This window comes from Caulobacter sp. UNC279MFTsu5.1 (assembly GCF_900114015.1).
Classification (GTDB): domain Bacteria; phylum Pseudomonadota; class Alphaproteobacteria; order Caulobacterales; family Caulobacteraceae; genus Caulobacter.
In genome coordinates this window covers 212,080-228,594 of the sequence record NZ_FORN01000004.1, presented here as the reverse complement: position 1 = coordinate 228,594, position 16,515 = coordinate 212,080, and the positions used below count along the sequence as shown (strand labels likewise).

Sequence of the window (16,515 nt, the reverse complement as noted above, 5' to 3'; positions counted from 1 at the left end):
CGCCAATCCCTGCAACAGCAAGGGTTTCAGAGGCCAACACTACGTTGACATCGTAGGGGTCACAGGTTCAATCCCTGTCGCGTCCACCATTCCTTCTCCCTAATCCAGCTCGACCCGACGCTGCTCAGGCGTCGTCGTGGCGTGTTGCGTTCGCGACCGCCTCCCATGCCGCCAGGTCCGCCAGCAGCGCTTCGGCATGGCCGCGCACCGCCTCGACCGCGTCGGCGCCCAGCTGCAGGCGCAGCGGGGTCTTCTCCGCTTCCAGCGCCGTGACGATCGCGGCGGCGGCCTTGCGCGGGTCGCCGGGCTGGGTTCCGTGCATGTCGTGAGCGAAGGCCCGGGTCGGGCCGACGGTGTCGTCGTAGGCGGGCAGGATCGGCATGTGGCGCATGCCGCCGCCGGCCAGGTCGGTCCGGAACTGGCCGGGCTCGACGATCAGCACCTTGATCCCGAACGGGGCGACCTCCTGGGCCAGGGCTTCCGAAGCGCCCTCCAGGGCGAACTTGCTGGCCGAATAGGCCGAGAAGCCGGCGAACGAGAGCTGGCCGCCCAGGCTGGAGATGTTGACGATCGCGCCGGAGCGCTGGGCGCGCAACACCGGCAGGGCGGCGCGAATCACCGCCAGGGCTCCGAAGAAGTTGGTGTCCATGATCGCCCGCAGCTCGGCGTCCGGGGTTTCCTCCAGGGCGCCGACCACGCCGTAGCCGGCGTTGTTGACCAGGATGTCGAGGCGGCCGAAGCGGGCGACCGCCGCATCGACGGCGGCCTCGGCGTCGCCGGCCTGGTCGACGTCGAGCTTGGCGGCCAGCACCCGGTCCGGGGCCAGGTCGACCAGGGCGTCCAGCCTGGAGACCGAACGCGCGGTGGCCACGACATTGTCGCCCAGCGACAGGGCGTGCTCGGCGAAGGCGCGACCGAAACCCGAGGCGGCGCCGGTGATGAGCCAGGTTTTGGGAGCGAGGGCGGTCATGGTCGATCTCCAGAGGCGGCAAGGCGTTCCGTCCGAACGCCGGGTGAAGATCGCAACGCGCCAATCACACGACAAGATGGTTTAAATGAAAGGGTCTATTCGATATTGTACATGAATGGATCGAGACCTGATCGTCCATTTCCCCGTGGTGTTGGCGGTCGCCAGGCAAGGCGGTTTCGCCGCGGCGGCGGCCGTGCTGGGCATGAGCCCTTCGGCGGTCAGCCACGCGGTCAAGACGGTCGAGGAACGGCTGGGCCTGCCGCTGCTGATCCGCACCACCCGCAGCGTCGCCCTGACCGAGGCCGGGGCGCGGTTCGTCGCCGAGGTCGGCCCGGCGCTGGCGGAGGTGGACGAGGCGATCGAGCGGCTGCGCGCTAGCCGGGGCAGGGTGGCCGGGGTGCTGCGCCTGAACGTCCCGCGGGTGGCGCTGGAGATCGCCCTGACCCCGGTGATCGCCCAGATGGCTCGGCGCCACCCGGACCTGGTCATCGAGGTGACGTCCGACGACGGCCTGATCGACATCGTGGCCGGAGGCTACGACGCCGGCGTGCGGCTGGGCGAGATGATCGCTCGGGACATGACCGCCGTGCGCCTGACCCTGCCGTTCAAGGCGATCATGGTCGCCGCTCCGGCCTACCTCCAGTCCCGAGGCGCTCCCGGCGCCCTGGCGGATCTGGGCGATCACAACTGCATCGGCTTTCGCCTGGTCTCCACGGGCGGCGACTATGCCTGGGAGGTGCGGGAGAACGGCGTCGACACTGCGGTGCGGGTGCGGGGCAGCGCCCGGGTCACCGATCCGCTCTACGCCCGAGACTTGGCCCTGGCGGGGGTCGGCGTGGCCTATGTATTCGAGCCGCTGGTCCGCGAGGCCGTCAGGGAGGGACGACTGCGCTGGCTGCTGCCCGAGACGGCGATCGAGGAGCCCGGACTGTTCCTCTATTTCCCGCGTCGCGCCGCCCAGGCGCCCAAGCTGCGCGCCTTCATCGACATGGCGCGAGAGGTCCTGGGACCTCGGCGGTGATCCGCCCGCAACTTTCACGACACAACGGTTTGGGGCTCCGTCGGGAGGGCGAATTGGGCCGCGTCGTGGAAGAACGGCGCTATTCTTCGGGGCGTGATCCCCCAGTTCCCGGGCACTGCGTCGATTTTCCGACGAAATGGCGCGAATGTGGCGCCTTGGCCACACCTTATTTTGCTACTGGCGCGTTTGTCGTCGTGAGATCGCTCCAATCCGATTTCACGACATTCACGTAGAGGGTTACAACATGAAAATCCGGTTGCTGGCTGGTGTCGCGACGCTTGCGCTCTGCGCCGCGTCAGGCGCCTCCGCCCAAAGCGCGTTGAGCGGATGGTACGTCGCCGGCGACGTCGGGTACCACACGACCGACGGCGTCAAGGCTTCGTCGTCCACGGGCGCGTCCGACTGGACGTTCTCCGCCAAGGACGACTGGGCGGCGTTTGGTCGTATCGGCTACAAGCTGACCCCGAACTGGCGCGTCGAAGGCGAATATGGCTATCGCTCGGGCGACATCAGGAGCGTCCGCGGCTCGGCCGCCGATCCCCAGCCGATCGGTCTCTGCACCGCCGGCATCGAGCGCACCGCGGCGGCCCCGACCTGCGGCAAGCCGGACGGCGAGCTGAAGGCCACCACCCTGATGGCCAACGTCATCTATGACTTCATGCCCGATTCCAGCTGGCGTCCGTTCATCGGCGCCGGCGTGGGTACGGCCTGGGTCCACAACAAGGTCTATGGCCAGCTTTCGGGCGTGCCGGCCGGCGCGGCCCAGTTCCAGAACACCAGCTTCGACGACGTCGACCAGGCCCTGGCCTATCAAGGCATCCTGGGCATCGCCTGGGACTTCGCGCCGAACTGGTCGCTGGACCTGACCGGCCGTTACCTGCAGACGGACGACCTGCAATGGGGTTCGGTGACGACCAATGTCGGCGGCGCGGGCCACTTCGGCGCGGTGACCGACGTCGGCACCTACGAAGGCAAGTACAAGGACACCTCGCTGACGCTGGGCGTCCGCTACACCTTCGGCTCGCCCCCGCCGCCGCCGCCGCCGCCTCCGCCGCCTCCGCCCCCGCCGCCGGAACCCCCGCCCCCGCCGCCCCCGCCGCCCCCGGCTCCGGCCTACGAGGCGCGTGAGTTCATCGTCTACTTCCCGTTCGATCAGTACGTGCTGACGCCGGAAGCCCAGGCCGTGGTCTCGCAAGCGGCCGACTACGCCAAGGGCGGCAACGCGACGAAGATCACCGTGGTCGGACACACCGACACCTCGGGGTCTCCGAAGTACAACGCCAAGCTCTCCGAGCGCCGCGCCAAGGCCGTGGCCGACGCTCTGGTCGGCGCCGGCGTCGCGGCCACCACCCTGGCCGTGGACTGGAAGGGCGAAAGCGAACCGGCCGTCGCCACCGGCGATGGTGTGAAGGAACCGCTGAACCGCCGTTCCACGATCTCGATCAACTTCTAAAGATCGCGATCACGACGAAGATGGAGGGCCCGGCGGCGACGCCGGGCCCTTTTTCCATTCCTCCTCCTCCTCGACGCGGGGCGATCGCATATGGATTTTCCGAGAAAAGAGCTGTCGTCCCGGACAAGCCCGGCGAAAGTCGCGCGCAGATCCGGGACCGCCGGAAGCGCTTGCGTTCACGCGTCGGTCCCGGATCTTCGCGCTGCGCGCTCGTCCGGGATGACAGCCTTATTTTGGGTCATGTGCGACTGCCTCCCCGCGAAGCGAGATGGCGCGGCGTGACGGGGGAGGCCGGCGCCGCGCCAAGAGGCGTGCGGGACCGGAGATGGGGGCCATCCCAAAAAAGAAGGACGCCCCCGAGGGTGTCGGGAGCGCCATCATCCGGAAAGCCCGAGAGGGCGTCGGGCGCCGGTCAGGCCGACATTCTGGGGTGTCGGCTCCTGTCGCGAACCTCCGCGGGCCGGGTCTGGACTTGCGCCATCGTGAAGCGGGCCTGTGCGACCGTCGAGGCGGCGAGGGCGAGGAACCTGCGCTTCATGCGGCGTTGTCCTTCTTCGTCCGATTATACCGCTCCAGGGGCGGCGCGCGATGGAAATCGCGAAGGCTCCAGGAGGTCCGACAGGGGTCTGGGCAGGGGCGAAGGCAGGGCGAGGATCCGCGCCGTCAGGTGCTCGGCCAGCAGCGGCGCCAGGCAGAAGCCGCGCCCGCCCAGGCCGCCCAGGACGAACAGGCCGTCGGGCGCGCCGGGGACCGCGCCGGCCAGCGGCAGGTGGTCGGCCGTCGTCGCGCGCACGGCGGCGCGGCCCCGCAGGGGCGCGTCCGCCAGCCGGGCGGCCAGGCCGGGCAATCCCTTGGCCAGGGTCTGCAGGTTGCGCCGATCGTCGGCCTCGCGGGCTTCGGTCGCGACGTCGCCGCGATCGTGGGTGGCCCCGAACAGCACGCCGTCGCGGGTGGGAACCGCATAGGCCCCGAAGGCGGCGGGAGCCGGAGCCGGGCGGTCGGTCCAGGTCGCCTGGCCCCGCACGGGACGGATCGGAGCGGCGGGCCATAGCCTGGCCAGGTCCGCGCCGCCGGCCAGCACCACGGCCTCGGCCTCGGCCAGCAGGCGGTCGTCCGGATCGAACAATCGCCAGACGCCGTTTTCACGCGCCAGCCGGGCGACCCGCGCCGCGATCGCCGACCCGCGCCAGGCCTCGATCACGCGCGCGGGCTCCACCACCAGGGCGTCGACCATGTCCAGGGCGGGACCGGCGGCCGGTTCGCCCAGGCGCGCGGCGACCGCCTCGGGGTCCGGCAGGGCCATCGCGCCCGGCTCGAACAGGTCCTGGGCGGCGACGGCGGCGTGGCGCTCGCCGTCGCGCGGGCCGACCGGCAGTTTCAGCACGCCGCGCGCGATCACCGCCTGGGGCAGCTGGGCGTAGAGGGCGACGGCGCGGGCGAAGGCCTGGGCGGGCAGGGCGGCGCGCGGACCGCCGCCGGCGTCGAGAGCGGGGGTGACCAGGGCGGCGGGGTTGCCCGAAGCCGGGGCCTGGTCGTCGTCGAACACGGTGACCGCCAGGCCCTCGGCCCGGGCGGCGCGGGCCATGGCGGCGCCGGCGATCCCGCCGCCGACCACCGCCAGGCGGCGCGGACGCGGGGGGGCGGTCGCGACGCCGGGCGCCACCGCCTCCAGCCGTTCCTTCTTGCGGCCGAAGCCGGGGCGCTTGTCGACCTGGAAGCCGGCGGCGGCCAGGCCGCGCCGCACCGCGCCGGCGACGGTGAAGGTCGCGGCGCGCGCGCCGGGGGCGCTGCGGGCGGCCACGGCGGCCAGGACTGCCTCGCGCCACATCGCCGGGTTCAGGGCCGGCGAGAAGCCGTCCAGGAACCAGGCGTCGGCCGCGCCGTCCCAGGCGGCCAGGGCGTCCTCGACGTCCATCACCGCCAGGTCGAAGGTCGCGTCGAAGCCGGGCAGGTCGATGCGGTGGAAGCCGCGCGCCCGGCCCGGCCAGTGGTCGAGCAGTACCTGGGCGGCCTCGCCCAGCTCGGGCCAGACGGCCAGGGCGCGGGCCGCCTCGTCGCGGGTGATCGGATGGGCCTCGATCGAGAAGACGTGCAGGCGCTGGCCCCCTTGCTTGGATTGGGGGGTCTTCTCCCGCCGCCACAGGTCCAGCAGGGCGGCGATGTTCAGGCCGGTGCCGAAGCCCAGTTCGCCGATGACGAAACGGTCGCGGCCCCGCCAGGCGGCCGGCAGGCCGCAGCCGGCCAGAAAGACGGCGCGGGTTTCGGCCAGGCCGTCCGCGCTGGAGAAATAGACGTCGCCGTACAACGCCGACTGCGGCAGGCCGTCGTCGCGCCAGACCAGGGGCGAGGCGGACGGGGCGTCGGGAGGGGGGGCGGCAGGGGCGCTCATGCGCCGCTTATAGGGCCGCCCGCCCCCATAGAAGAAGGGCCGCCCTCGCGGACGGCCCTTCCGATCGCTGCGAAGCGAACTGGCCTTAGTGGGCGGCCGGCTCGGTTTTCTTTTCGGTGGTGGTCGTGGTGGTGGTCGTGCCGGGCGCTTCGGCGGCGGTCGTGGCGTCCTGGGCGGCCGGGGCGGCGGCGGCGTCAGCGGCGGCCTTGTTGGCGTCGGCGGCGGCCGTCGCGGCGTTCGAAGCCGCGTCCGTGGCCGTGCTGGCCGAGGCGGCGGCTTCCTGGGCCTTCTGGGCCGAGGCGTCGGCCGACTCTTCGGCCTTCTTGCCGCAAGCGGCCAGCGACAGGGCCGAGACGGCCATGCCGGCGATCAGGATCGAGCGGAGAATCTTGGTGGTCATAGGGACTTCCCTTGCGACTGCTTGTCTGGCGACTGCGGCCGAGAGGGCCGCGTCACGACCTCACAGAACATCAGTTCTGTAGCAGGGGCAAGACAATTGTTCACGGATCCGTGATCGGTCCGTGATCGCCCTTATCAAGGTTCGGCGGGGATGGCCTGCAGGGCTTCTTCCAGTTCCAGGAAGCTGGGTTGGGCCTCGCTCGGCACGTTGCCGCGGCCGATCTCGACGCTGATCTGGGCGGCGTTGCCGTGCAGGTGGGCGACCAGCACCGACTGGATGATCTTGTAGAACGCCCCCTCCTCGTCGACCACGGCCGTCAGGCGGGTGGCGAACGGGGCGACCAGGCCGTAGGCCAGGAACACGCCGAGGAAGGTGCCGACCAGGGCGCCGCCGATCATCGCGCCCAGCACGGCCGGCGGCTCGGTGATCGAACCCATGGTCTTGATGACGCCCAGCACGGCGGCGACGATGCCGAGGGCGGGCAGGGCGTCGGCCAGGCTCTGCAGGGCGTGGGCCGGGGCCAGGCCCTCGTGGTGGTGCTTTTCGAGCTGCTTCTCCATCGCGTCCTCGACCTGGTGGGGATCCTCCAGGTTCATGGTCATCATCCGCAGGGTGTCGCAGATGAAGTCGACGGCGAAGTGGTCCTTGGTGATCTTCGGATAGCGCTGGAAGATCGAGCTGTCGTTAGGCTTTTCGATGTGGCTTTCCAGGGCGATGACGCCCTTGGACTTCATCGTCTTGGTCAGCAGGAACAAAAGGCTCAGCAGGTCGCGATAGTCGCCGGTCTTCCACTTGGGGCCGGCGAAGATCTTGCCGAAGCCGCCGGCCGTCGCCTTGATCACGGTCATCGAGTTCGAGATCAGGAACGAGGCGATGCCCGCGCCGAGGATGCACATCAGCTCGTGCGGGGCGGCTTCGATGATCACGTCCATCTTGCCGCCGGACATGATGAAGCTGCCGAACACGAGGCCGAACAGCAGGACGATGCCGATGATCTGGAACATGACGTGGAGAGCCCCGGTAACTTGCGCCGAGATCATCGCCGTTAATGCTTAATCCAAGGTGAGCGCTGGTTTGCGGCCCTGTTGCGCCTTTCGCCGCACCCGCCTAACAGATGTTTGACGCCATAGGCCGGACCAACCGGCCACGCGCGCCGGAGGGGAAGCATGAGCGCCGCCAGCCCGGATGTCCGCCTGGACGACAAGGCCAGGGGCCGCGCCTTCGCCATCCTGTTCGCCGTCCTACTGTCCAGCGCCGCCGGCAACACCGCCCTGCAGACCGTGCTGCCGGCCATCGGCCGCCAGGTCGGCATCCCCGACGTGCTGATCAGCTCGATCTTCTCGCTGTCGGCCCTGGCGTGGGGCGTGATGTCGCCGGTCTGGGCGCGGATGTCCGACAGGCGCGGCCGCAAGCCGATGGTGATCCTGGGCATGGCCGGCTTCGCGGTGTCGATGCTGGGCTTCGGCTTCTTCATCCTGATGGGGCTGAAGGGGCTGATGGTCCCGCTGGCGGTGTTCGCCGGGGCGGCCCTGTCGCGGGCGATCTTCGGCCTGGTCGGCAGCGCCTCGAACCCGGCGGCCCAGGCCTATGTCGCCGACCGCACCGCGCCGGCCGACCGCACCAACGCCCTGGCCACCATGGCCTCGGCCAGCGGCCTGGGCACGATCCTGGGCCCGGCCGTCGCGCCGTTCCTGGTGTTCCCGCTGCTGACCCTGTCGGGGCCGATGTTCTCGTTCGCGCTGATCGCCATCGTGGTGCTGGTCCTGGTGGTGCGCGGCCTGCCCGAGACGCCCGACGAGATCCCCGAGCGTGTCGGCGACACGGCCCACAAGCCCCGGGCCCGCGTGCGCTGGAACGACCGGCGGATCATGCCCTTCATCGTCTACGGCTTCCTGCTGGCCAGCGCCCAGACGGTGAACCAGCAGACCCTGGGCTTCATGGTCATCGACAAGCTGAAGATCTCGCCGGCCCAGGCGGCGGCCTTCGCCGGCGTGGCGATGATGGCCGGCGCCGTGGCCAGCCTGCTGGCGCAATGGGGCCTGATCCGCATGCTACGCCTGACCCCGCGCCAGCTGCTGTGGCTGGGCGCGGGCAGCGCGGCCGCCGGCAACCTGATCGTCGCCTTCTCGCCCGACTACCACACCCTGGTGGTCGGCTTCGCCCTGTGCAGCCTGGGCTACGGCTTCGCCCGGCCCGGCTTCACGGCCGGCGCCTCGCTGTCGGTGGGACACGAGGAGCAGGGGGCGGTGGCCGGGGCGATCAGCGCCATCAACGGCGCCTCGGTGATCATCGCCCCGGTGCTGGGCGTGGCGCTCTACAAGTGGGCCCACCCCTCGCCCTATCTGATGAACGTCGCGGTGCTGGCCGGCCTGGTCGCCTACGCCCTGCTCGACCCGATCATGCGCCGGGTCGGCGACGCCTCGGCCCCCCGCGAGGCCCGCGACGAGGCCCAGGTCGTCGACGCCAGCTCGATCGACGCGAGCGGGCCGCACTGAGGGCTCGCGGGGCCTGCAATAGTCGTGAAACGAACCCGGCGCAGCCTCCCGAAAGTGACGCCTCAGGGAGATCGCTCGTGGGCTCCAAGTTGTTCATCCTGGCCTGCGCTGCGGGGCTGGCCGTCGTGTCGGCCGCTTCCGCCCAGCCCAGCCGATATGTCGTGACGGTCAAGCCGGTCGCGCCGGCGGCCGGCTACCAGAAGCTTAGCATCGCCAAGGCCGTGGTCGGCAGCAATCCGATCCGGGTCTGGGCCAATACCGCCATCGATCCCGACTGTTCGGTCCACGAGCCCGGCGCGTCCCTGACCATCCTGGAGCCGCCGGCCCATGGCACGGCGGTGATCAAGGATGATCCCTATTTCGCGGCCTTTCCGCCGGGCAATCCCCGCGCGGCCTGCAACAGCCGCAAGGTGCCGGGTCATCAAGCCTTCTACACCGCCGCCTCGGGCTACGCCGGCCATGACCGGATGGTGCTGCAGGGCTCCAGTCCCGACGGCGCGGTCCGGCGGATCGCGGTGGACATCACCGTCCGTTAGCTGATCCCCGCCTGCGCCTTCAGCCGCACCACCATGTCGGACGACAGATAGCCGTCGGCGGGCAGCTTGCGGTCGGCCTGCCAGGCGCGCAGGGCCTTGCGGGTGCCCGCGCCGATCACGCCGTCGGCCGGACCGGGGGAGAAACCCAGGCGGCCCAGCGCGATCTGGGCGGCCATGCGGTCGGCCAGGTTCAGCGGCGTCTCGGCCGGCCAGGCGGCGACCAGCGGCCCGCCGCCCGCGAACCGGTCGGCCAGCACGCCGATGCCCAGGGCGTAGGAGGTGGAGTTGTTGTAGGTGCGGATCGCGAAGTGGTTGGGCAGGGCCAGGAAGGCCGGGCCCGACCAGCCGGCGGGCAGGATCAGGCCGGCGGGCGAGGCGGCGTCGGCCGGCGTCCAGGGCAGGCCGTCGGCGCGCTTGACGCCCTTGGCTTCCCACCAGGACGGGACCTCGCGCGGCCCCTCGGCCAGGCCGTAGTCGAAGCCGGCCGGCAGGATCACTTCCTTGGCCCAGCCGACGCCGGGCTTCCAGCCGCCCTTCTTCAGCAGGTTGGCGGCCGAGGCCAGGCTGTCGGCGTCGCTGCCCCAGATGTCGCGGCGGCCGTCGCCGTCGAAGTCGACGGCGGTCGACAGGTAGTTGGACGGCAGGAACTGGGTCTGGCCCATGGCCCCGGCCCACGAGCCCTTGAGCTGGGCGCGGGTGTCCTCGCCCGAGGCGATGATCTTCAGGGCGGCGATCAGCTCGCCCTCGGCCCAATTGCGTCGGCGGCCGTCGGCGGCCAGGCTGGCCATCGAGCGCACGACGTCGAAATTGCCCTGGATCTTGCCGAACGCCGATTCCATGGCCCAGACGGCCAGCAGGATGTCGCGCGGCACGCCGTAGCGGCTCTCGATGTCGGGCAGGAAGGCCAGGGTCTGGCGCTTGTCGCGGCCGACGGCGATGCGGTCCTCGCCGACCACGCCCCGGATATAGTCGCCCACCGGCTTGGAGAATTCCGGCTGGCGGCCGTCCAGCGAGATCACCTTGGGATCGGGCGTCACGCCGTCCAGCTCGCGGTCCAGCAGCTGCTGGGTCAGGCCGGCGGCCAGGGCCTTCTGCTTGAAGGCGGCCAGCCAGGCGTCGAAGCCGACGGCCTGGCCCGAGGCGGCCGGATCGGCGCTGGGCGCGGCGGGGGCGGGCGGCGGCGTGCGTGGCGGGGCCGGCGGGGCGACCGACGGCGCCAGGGGCGCGTTGACCGAGGTGTCGGCGCAGCCGGCCAGCAGCAGAACGAGGAAAACGCGTCTATCCATGAGGGCAGGCTACCGGGGTTCGTGAGGGGGCTGCAATCACAAGGGGCGACAGAGCGGTTAAGTTCCCGCGGGATCGGGCTTGAGCCGTGGAGCTCTACCGCCATTCCCGACGCCTATGCCCGCTTTGAGGCCAAGCCGCGCATTGACTCCGGCGGTCGTCCTGCTTATACGCACGCCCTCCGAAACATCCCGGATGTTCCTTTCGCCCTCATGGCGGCCGCGAACCTCTCCGCTGAGTATAGAGACGGTCATGAAGGTTCGTAGCTCGCTGAAGTCGCTGAAGTCGCGTCACCGCGACTGCAAGATGGTCCGCCGCAAGGGCGTCATCTACATCATCAACAAGACCGACCCGCGCTTCAAAGCCAAGCAAGGCTAATGACGCCGGCCCGGCCTCCCAGGGCGCTGCTCTGGGACGTCGGCAACGTCATCGTGCGCTGGAATCCGCGCACGCTCTACGCGAAGATCTTCAAGGAACCGGCCGATCTCGACCGGTTCCTTTCGCATGTCGGGACCCTGGACTGGCACGCGGCGACCGATCGCGGCGTGACCTTCGCCGACAACATCGCCGCCCGCAGCGCCGAGCATCCCGACCACGCCGAGCACCTGGCCGCCTGGTGGGACCGCTGGGACGAGATGTTTTCCGGAACGATCCCCGAGACCGAATCCGTCATCGAGGCCCTGGCCGCGCGCGGCGTCCCGCAGTTCGGCCTGACCAACATGTCCCACGAGACCTGGGACGGCGTGCGGGCCATGAGCCCGGCCTTCAGCCATTTCCGCGACACCGTGGTCTCTGGCTACGAGCGGGTGATCAAGCCCGAGGCGCGGATCTACGAGATCGCCCTGGAGCGCACGGGCCTGGAGCCCGCCGACCTGCTGTTCGTCGATGACAGCCTGGCCAATATCAAGGCCGCCGCGGCGATGGGCTTCCACGTGCACCACTTCACCGATCCAGCCATGCTGCGGCCCATCGTGGAAAAGCACGGCCTCCTTTGACCCTTCTCCCCTTGCGGGAGAAGATGGTTTGCGAAGCAGGTCGGATGAGGGGTTGAAGATCCCGTCCGCCGCGACCAGTTGACGGTCACGCTGGGCGTCGGGCGCCCATCGATCCCTCATCCGTCGGCTGCGCCGACACCTTCTCCCGCAAGGGGAGAAGGGGGCTTCAGGAGCACCTCCATGCACATCGGTTTCATCGGCCTGGGCGCCATGGGCAAGGCCATGGTCGAGAATCTGTTGGAGAAGGGCCACGCGGTGACGGTGTGGAACCGCTCGCCTGGGCCGGCGGCCGAGCTGGCCGCCCAGGGCGCTCAAGTGGCCGCGACGGTCGAGGACGCGTTGCAAGGCGACCTCGTCCTATCGATCCTGGCCCACGACCAGGCGATCCGCGACGCCCTGCTGGAGGCTCTGCCGCTCGCCCGTCCCGGCCTGGTCCACGTCAACCTGGCCACCATCTCGGCGGCTTTCGCGCGCGAACTGGCGGAGCGGCACGCCGAGCTGGGCCTGGCCTATGTGGCCGCGCCGGTGTTCGGCCGTCCGCCGGTAGCGCGGGCGGGCGGACTGAATGTGTTGGCGGCCGGCGCGCCCAAGGCGGTGGCCGCGGCCATGCCGGCGCTGGAGGCCCTGGCGGCCAAGGTCTGGCCGATGGGCGAGGACCCCGTCCGCGCCAATGTCGTCAAGATCGCCGGCAACCTGATGATCGTCTCGGCCGTCGAGGCGATGGGCGAGGCCACGGCGTTGGGCGCGGCCCACGGCGTGCCGGCCGCCGACCTGCTGGACGTGCTGACCAGCACCATCTTCGCCGCCCCGGTCTACAAGATCTACGGCGGCATGATCGCCGAAGGCCGCTACCATCCGCCAGGCTTCGCCGCCGACCTGGCCCTCAAGGACGTCCGCCTGGCCCAGGCCGCCGGCGACCAGAAGGGCCTGGCCCTGCCGCTGGCCGACCTGGTCGAGAACGGCCTGGAGGCGCTGTTGGCGGGCGAGGGCGAAACCCCCGACCTGGCCGCCCTGGCCGAGGTGTCGCGCGGACGCGTGGAAGGGCGCTAAAGCAAAAAGACCGGGGAATCGGCCTTCCACTCGGAGCCCGTTGCCACTAGGTTCCGCGCCTTCCGTTTCCCGCCTTTTCGCGAGACCTTGCCATGGCCGATGACGCCGCCCCGCACGCCGACGTGCTCAACTCCACCGCCCAGGGCCAGCTGAAGAGCATCATCGACCGGGTCGAGCGCCTGGAGGTCGAGAAGACCGAGATCGCCGAGCAGATCAAGGAGGTCTACGCCGAGGCCAAGGGCAACGGCTTCGACGTCAAGATCCTGCGCAAGGTGGTCCGCCTGCGCAAGACCGACCGCGCCAAGCGCCAGGAAGAGGACGCGATCCTGGACCTGTACCTGTCGGCCATCGGCGAGATCTAGGACTACGACTAGACTTCACCCTCTCCCAGCGGGAGAGGGCGGGGCCCGCCGCGGAGCGGTGGGAGGGTGAGGGGTTACACCCTCACCGATTTCTCACGGCGCCCTGCCGGCACGCCGTCTGATGTTTTACCCCCTCGCCCTCCCACGCCTGCGGCGCGGGTCCCTCCCTCTCCCCATGGGAGAGGGTTTGAGATGGTGATTTTTCCGCGTGCGTCCGGCCGCCGACGCCCGCTAGTCTCTGCGGATGCGCGCCAGGAAGCCGCCCGATCCCCGTGCTCAGGCGCGCAAGGCCGCCTTGAACGCCCTCAAGCGCGCCAAGCGTACGGCCGATCTTGCCGGAATCGAGCTTTCCGAATGGGAGGGCGAGTTCCTGGGCTCGGTCGCCCAGCGCATCGAGACCTACGGCCGCGCGTTCGGCGATCCCGAAAAGGGCGGCGCCGGCCAGGCCATGTCGGTCAACCAGACGATCAAGCTCAAGGAAATCGCCGCCAAGGCCAAGGGCGAGCGCAAGCCGATGTCGCGCGGCAAGGGCTTCGGCCGGCGTGGGCGGGCGATGGCGACCGAGACAGGCGAAGATTGATCGCCCGGGTAGCGTGAAAGGCGATTGATGGCTCTCGACACTCGCGTGTGTTGCGCTCAAGCTCGCCTTTGGGGAGGCAAGCATGACCAACTTGAATATCGATCACTTCGTCACGGCCCGCGCCGCATTTCGGCGGCGTCTGTCGGACGTTCGCGCCGAACGGCTGGGCCGAAAGGTCGCCGGCGCCGAATTTGACGATCACGGAATGCTCGTCGAAGTCGATGATCCGCCTGCGCCGCCAATGGCTTTTCACATTGTCTATACAGACGCCAAGCAGCAACTTTCAGGGCGCTGCATTACCTTGCGAAACCTTCTTCACGAGGTCGCGGAGGTTCGGCTGACAGCCTACTGTCACATGCGCGGATCCATGCGCATGTTTATGGCGTCCAGAGTGGCTGAAGCTACTGATCTTGCAACGGGCGAAGTCCACGAAAACGCGTTGGCGTATTTCCGCGAACACCCGCTCCTACGGCAGATGACGGCGGACGATCTGGCGTCCCGCAGTCCCGAACTTCTGGCCGTTCAATCATGTCGCGACGAAATCATCATTCTGAGTTTCGTTGGCGCCGCCGATGGCGAATTCGACGAGGCCGAGCAGGACGAGATCATCAAGCACGTCCTGTTCAGCGCGGACGAGCCGCTCGACGAGCATGAGGTGCGGAGGCGCGTGCGCTCGTGGGTGCCTGACGAGCGCGCATTTGAACGGGCGCTGGCGCGCATGTGCGCTGGGGAGGGAAACCCAAAAGCGTTGATGCGCACCATGCGAAAGGTGATCGATGCTGACGGCGAGGTCGACCCCGAGGAGGTCGCCTTCGCCAGCGAGGTTCAACTCCGCTTGAAGAATGCGGGTCGCTTGTAGGTTTTCGCTGCTTGCGGCTCTTTACGACGCTTCCTTCAGATCCACGTCGATGCCCTGTTCGCGGACCTTGCGGTACAGGGTCGAGCGGCCGATGCCCAGGCGGCGGGCGACTTCCGACATGTGGCCGGCATAGACCTCGATGGCGTGCTGGATGAGGTCGCGCTCGATCTCCTCCAGGGTCCGCAGGTGGCCGCGGTCGTCGAGGATGCGTACGGGCGAGTCCGGGGCGTGCGTGCGGGCCATGGCGGCGTGGGCGGCCTGCAGCACGGCCGGCAGGTCGGGCTGGGCGGTGGCGACCGGCCCGACGGCTTCCGGAGGCGGCGCGACGATCCCCGAGATGGCCGGGAAGTCGTAGGGCTGCAGATACGGCGCATCGGCCAGGATGATGGCGCGATAGACCGCGTTCTCCAGCTGGCGCACGTTGCCGGGCCAGTCGAAGGCGGCGAGGATCTTCAGGGTTTCCGGCGCGGCGCCGACCACCCGCTTGCCCTCTTCGACGTTGAAGCGGCGGATGAAGGCCTCGACCAGGGCGGGGATGTCGTCCCGGCGCTCGCGCAGGGACGGGGCCTCGATCGGGAAGACGTTCAGGCGGTAATAGAGATCCTCGCGGAACCGGCCCTGCGACACGGCGTGGGCCACGTCGCGGTTGGTGGCCGAGACGATGCGCACGTCGACCTTCTGCGAGCGCTTGGAGCCGATCGGATCGATCTCGCCTTCCTGCAGCGCGCGCAGCAGCTTGACCTGCATGTCCAGCGGCAGTTCGCCGACCTCGTCGAGGAACAGGGTGCCGCCGTCGGCCTCCTTGAACTTGCCCAGGTGCTTGTCGGTGGCGCCGGTGAAGCTGCCCTTCTCGTGGCCGAACAGGATCGACTCGACCAGGTTTTCGGGAATGGCGCCGCAGTTGACGGCCACGAAGGGCTTGCCGGCCCGGTCGGAGCCGCCGTGCACGGCGCGGGCGATCAGTTCCTTGCCGACCCCGCTCTCGCCGGTGATCAGGATCGGGATCGACGACTTGGCCGCGCGCTCGCCCATGCGCTTGACCAGGGTCATGGCCGGCGAGGTTCCGATCAGGTCGGCGAAGGTGGTTCGGTTGCCGGCGCGCTTGGTCAGGCGCTCGACCTCGCCCTTCAGGTCGCCCATCGACAGGGCGTTGCGGATCGAGACGGTGATGCGCTCGGGGGAGGCCGGCTTGATGAAGAAGTCGGTGGCCCCGGCCTGCATGGCCTTGACCACGGTGTCGACGCCGCCCGAGGCGGTGAGCACGATCACCGGCTGCGCATAGCCGCGCGCGCGCATCTCCTTCAGGGTGTCCTGGCCCGACAGGCCCGGCATCACCAGGTCCAGCAGCACGACGTCCACGGGGGCGCCGCTGGCCAGGTGGGCCATGGCCGCGTCGCCGTTCTCGGCGTGCGAGACCGCGAAGCTTTCGCGCTCGAGGACGGCCTGGATCAGCCGCCGTTGAGTCGGATCGTCGTCGACGACGAGGACCGTCTTGGTCATTTGCAGACACCCGTTAGAACCGGCCGCGTCCGACATGGGACAGGGCTCTTGTTGGTTCAGAGTGATACAGGCGCCGGGTAAAGACCGGGTTTCGGAGACGTGAGTCAGGCGTTAACGGTCGCCCTTAACGAGGTGTGACGATCGGGCGCGGGCCTTACCCCGAAATCCGGCCCGGCGGCACGCGGCGGACCTCGCCGCCGCCGTTCTGGCTGACCAGGCGCGCGTCGATCCGCGTCTCGCCCTCGCGGCCGACGTGGCAGACGCCGACGAAGCGGCTCCTGCGCTGGGTCTTCTTCTCGACGGTGACGGCTTCGAACTTCACGTCCATCGCGCCCGACAGGTCGCCGCCGCCCGAGTCCATGTGGGTGATGTCGATGTCGGTCAGCGGCCCGATATTGAACTTTTCCTTCAGGCGCTCGGTGCAGCCGTGGAACACCACGACGCCGCGGATCGTCTGGGCCAGCCAGCCCATCGGCTGGGATTTGTCCGCGGCCATCGCCGGCCGCGCGGCGACGAGGCCCACGGCCAGAGCGACGGAAACGGCCTGCCTGATCATCGGATTCGCCCTCGTCGACGCCCCTCGCCGACCGGCGATATCCTAGGGCGCGACTCGCCTGCGCG

At 69.7% G+C, this 16,515-nt stretch carries 17 protein-coding genes; 10 read left to right on the top strand and 7 right to left on the bottom strand.

Annotation, left to right across the window (positions count from 1 at the left end):
* Nucleotides 1-124: 124 nt before the first annotated feature.
* Entirely contained in the window at nt 125-970 is an 846-nt protein-coding gene (locus BM066_RS03620) for an oxidoreductase (protein WP_018061892.1), read from the bottom strand.
* 115 nt (nt 971-1,085) lie between these two features.
* Between BM066_RS03620 and BM066_RS03615 the strand changes: the two genes are divergently transcribed.
* Both BM066_RS03615 and BM066_RS27255 read left to right on the top strand, forming a co-directional pair.
* The gene (locus tag BM066_RS03615; RefSeq protein WP_018061891.1) at nt 1,086-1,991 is read left to right on the top strand and encodes a LysR substrate-binding domain-containing protein; all 906 of its coding nucleotides are present in this window, start codon (nt 1,086-1,088) and stop codon (nt 1,989-1,991) included.
* Between the two features lie 244 nt (nt 1,992-2,235).
* Nucleotides 2,236-3,444: an OmpA family protein gene (locus tag BM066_RS27255; protein WP_089924421.1), complete on the top strand. Its 1,209-nt coding sequence runs from the start codon at nt 2,236-2,238 to the stop codon at nt 3,442-3,444.
* A gap of 562 nt (nt 3,445-4,006) precedes the next feature.
* Here BM066_RS27255 and mnmD read toward each other — a convergent pair.
* The 3 genes from mnmD to motA form a co-directional block, all read right to left on the bottom strand.
* Nucleotides 4,007-5,833, bottom strand: coding sequence for a bifunctional tRNA (5-methylaminomethyl-2-thiouridine)(34)-methyltransferase MnmC2/FAD-dependent 5-carboxymethylaminomethyl-2-thiouridine(34) oxidoreductase MnmC1 (gene mnmD / locus BM066_RS03605; RefSeq protein WP_089924418.1), 1,827 nt, complete (start codon nt 5,831-5,833; stop codon nt 4,007-4,009).
* A gap of 85 nt (nt 5,834-5,918) precedes the next feature.
* Nucleotides 5,919-6,233, bottom strand: coding sequence for a hypothetical protein (locus BM066_RS03600; protein ID WP_018061369.1), 315 nt, complete (start codon nt 6,231-6,233; stop codon nt 5,919-5,921).
* 134 nt (nt 6,234-6,367) lie between these two features.
* Nucleotides 6,368-7,237 carry a flagellar motor stator protein MotA gene (motA, locus tag BM066_RS03595; protein ID WP_018061368.1) on the bottom strand — a complete coding sequence of 290 codons (870 nt, stop codon included), beginning with the start codon at nt 7,235-7,237 and terminating at the stop codon, nt 6,368-6,370.
* Between the two features lie 162 nt (nt 7,238-7,399).
* Between motA and BM066_RS03590 the strand changes: the two genes are divergently transcribed.
* Both BM066_RS03590 and BM066_RS03585 read left to right on the top strand, forming a co-directional pair.
* Nucleotides 7,400-8,728, top strand: coding sequence for an MFS transporter (locus tag BM066_RS03590; protein ID WP_018061367.1), 1,329 nt, complete (start codon nt 7,400-7,402; stop codon nt 8,726-8,728).
* 77 nt (nt 8,729-8,805) lie between these two features.
* Nucleotides 8,806-9,264 carry a hypothetical protein gene (locus BM066_RS03585; RefSeq protein WP_018061366.1) on the top strand — a complete coding sequence of 153 codons (459 nt, stop codon included), beginning with the start codon at nt 8,806-8,808 and terminating at the stop codon, nt 9,262-9,264.
* Here BM066_RS03585 and BM066_RS03580 read toward each other — a convergent pair.
* The gene (locus BM066_RS03580; RefSeq protein ID WP_018061365.1) at nt 9,261-10,550 is read right to left on the bottom strand and encodes a lytic murein transglycosylase; all 1,290 of its coding nucleotides are present in this window, start codon (nt 10,548-10,550) and stop codon (nt 9,261-9,263) included. The genes BM066_RS03585 and BM066_RS03580 overlap by 4 nt on opposite strands.
* 250 nt (nt 10,551-10,800) lie before the next feature.
* Between BM066_RS03580 and ykgO the strand changes: the two genes are divergently transcribed.
* From ykgO to BM066_RS03550, 6 genes are all read left to right on the top strand, one after another.
* On the top strand, nt 10,801-10,926 hold the full coding sequence (gene ykgO, locus BM066_RS03575; protein ID WP_018061125.1) for a type B 50S ribosomal protein L36: 126 nt from the start codon (nt 10,801-10,803) through the stop codon (nt 10,924-10,926).
* On the top strand, nt 10,926-11,543 hold the full coding sequence (locus BM066_RS03570) for an HAD family hydrolase (RefSeq protein WP_018061126.1): 618 nt from the start codon (nt 10,926-10,928) through the stop codon (nt 11,541-11,543). The genes ykgO and BM066_RS03570 overlap by 1 nt, the downstream gene beginning before the upstream one ends.
* A gap of 180 nt (nt 11,544-11,723) precedes the next feature.
* Nucleotides 11,724-12,593 (top strand): NAD(P)-dependent oxidoreductase, encoded by an 870-nt coding sequence (locus tag BM066_RS03565; RefSeq protein ID WP_018061127.1) that lies wholly within the window; start codon nt 11,724-11,726, stop codon nt 12,591-12,593.
* Between the two features lie 92 nt (nt 12,594-12,685).
* Complete coding sequence (locus tag BM066_RS03560; protein WP_018112952.1) at nt 12,686-12,955, top strand: nucleoid-associated protein GapR; 270 nt, start codon at nt 12,686-12,688, stop codon at nt 12,953-12,955.
* Between the two features lie 244 nt (nt 12,956-13,199).
* Nucleotides 13,200-13,535, top strand: coding sequence for a hypothetical protein (locus tag BM066_RS03555; RefSeq protein WP_018061346.1), 336 nt, complete (start codon nt 13,200-13,202; stop codon nt 13,533-13,535).
* A gap of 82 nt (nt 13,536-13,617) precedes the next feature.
* Complete coding sequence (locus BM066_RS03550) at nt 13,618-14,394, top strand: tellurite resistance TerB family protein (protein ID WP_018061345.1); 777 nt, start codon at nt 13,618-13,620, stop codon at nt 14,392-14,394.
* A 21-nt stretch (nt 14,395-14,415) separates the two neighbouring features.
* On the opposite strand, the gene BM066_RS03545 is transcribed toward BM066_RS03550, so the two are convergent.
* Nucleotides 14,416-15,894, bottom strand: coding sequence for a sigma-54-dependent transcriptional regulator (locus BM066_RS03545; protein WP_018061344.1), 1,479 nt, complete (start codon nt 15,892-15,894; stop codon nt 14,416-14,418).
* Nucleotides 15,895-16,048: 154 nt separating this feature from the next.
* Nucleotides 16,049-16,450 (bottom strand): hypothetical protein, encoded by a 402-nt coding sequence (locus BM066_RS03540; RefSeq protein ID WP_018061343.1) that lies wholly within the window; start codon nt 16,448-16,450, stop codon nt 16,049-16,051.
* Nucleotides 16,451-16,515: the final 65 nt, after the last annotated feature.

Coding starts and splice junctions, on each gene's coding strand:
- BM066_RS03620 (WP_018061892.1), bottom strand. CDS start 970: ATGACCGCCCTCGCTCCCAAAACCTGGCTCATCACCGGCGCCGCCTCG.
- BM066_RS03615 (WP_018061891.1), top strand. CDS start 1,086: ATGGATCGAGACCTGATCGTCCATTTCCCCGTGGTGTTGGCGGTCGCC.
- BM066_RS27255 (WP_089924421.1), top strand. CDS start 2,236: ATGAAAATCCGGTTGCTGGCTGGTGTCGCGACGCTTGCGCTCTGCGCC.
- mnmD (WP_089924418.1), bottom strand. CDS start 5,833: ATGAGCGCCCCTGCCGCCCCCCCTCCCGACGCCCCGTCCGCCTCGCCC.
- BM066_RS03600 (WP_018061369.1), bottom strand. CDS start 6,233: ATGACCACCAAGATTCTCCGCTCGATCCTGATCGCCGGCATGGCCGTC.
- motA (WP_018061368.1), bottom strand. CDS start 7,237: ATGTTCCAGATCATCGGCATCGTCCTGCTGTTCGGCCTCGTGTTCGGC.
- BM066_RS03590 (WP_018061367.1), top strand. CDS start 7,400: ATGAGCGCCGCCAGCCCGGATGTCCGCCTGGACGACAAGGCCAGGGGC.
- BM066_RS03580 (WP_018061365.1), bottom strand. CDS start 10,550: ATGGATAGACGCGTTTTCCTCGTTCTGCTGCTGGCCGGCTGCGCCGAC.
- ykgO (WP_018061125.1), top strand. CDS start 10,801: ATGAAGGTTCGTAGCTCGCTGAAGTCGCTGAAGTCGCGTCACCGCGAC.
- BM066_RS03570 (WP_018061126.1), top strand. CDS start 10,926: ATGACGCCGGCCCGGCCTCCCAGGGCGCTGCTCTGGGACGTCGGCAAC.
- BM066_RS03565 (WP_018061127.1), top strand. CDS start 11,724: ATGCACATCGGTTTCATCGGCCTGGGCGCCATGGGCAAGGCCATGGTC.
- BM066_RS03560 (WP_018112952.1), top strand. CDS start 12,686: ATGGCCGATGACGCCGCCCCGCACGCCGACGTGCTCAACTCCACCGCC.
- BM066_RS03555 (WP_018061346.1), top strand. CDS start 13,200: ATGCGCGCCAGGAAGCCGCCCGATCCCCGTGCTCAGGCGCGCAAGGCC.
- BM066_RS03550 (WP_018061345.1), top strand. CDS start 13,618: ATGACCAACTTGAATATCGATCACTTCGTCACGGCCCGCGCCGCATTT.
- BM066_RS03545 (WP_018061344.1), bottom strand. CDS start 15,894: ATGACCAAGACGGTCCTCGTCGTCGACGACGATCCGACTCAACGGCGG.
- BM066_RS03540 (WP_018061343.1), bottom strand. CDS start 16,450: ATGATCAGGCAGGCCGTTTCCGTCGCTCTGGCCGTGGGCCTCGTCGCC.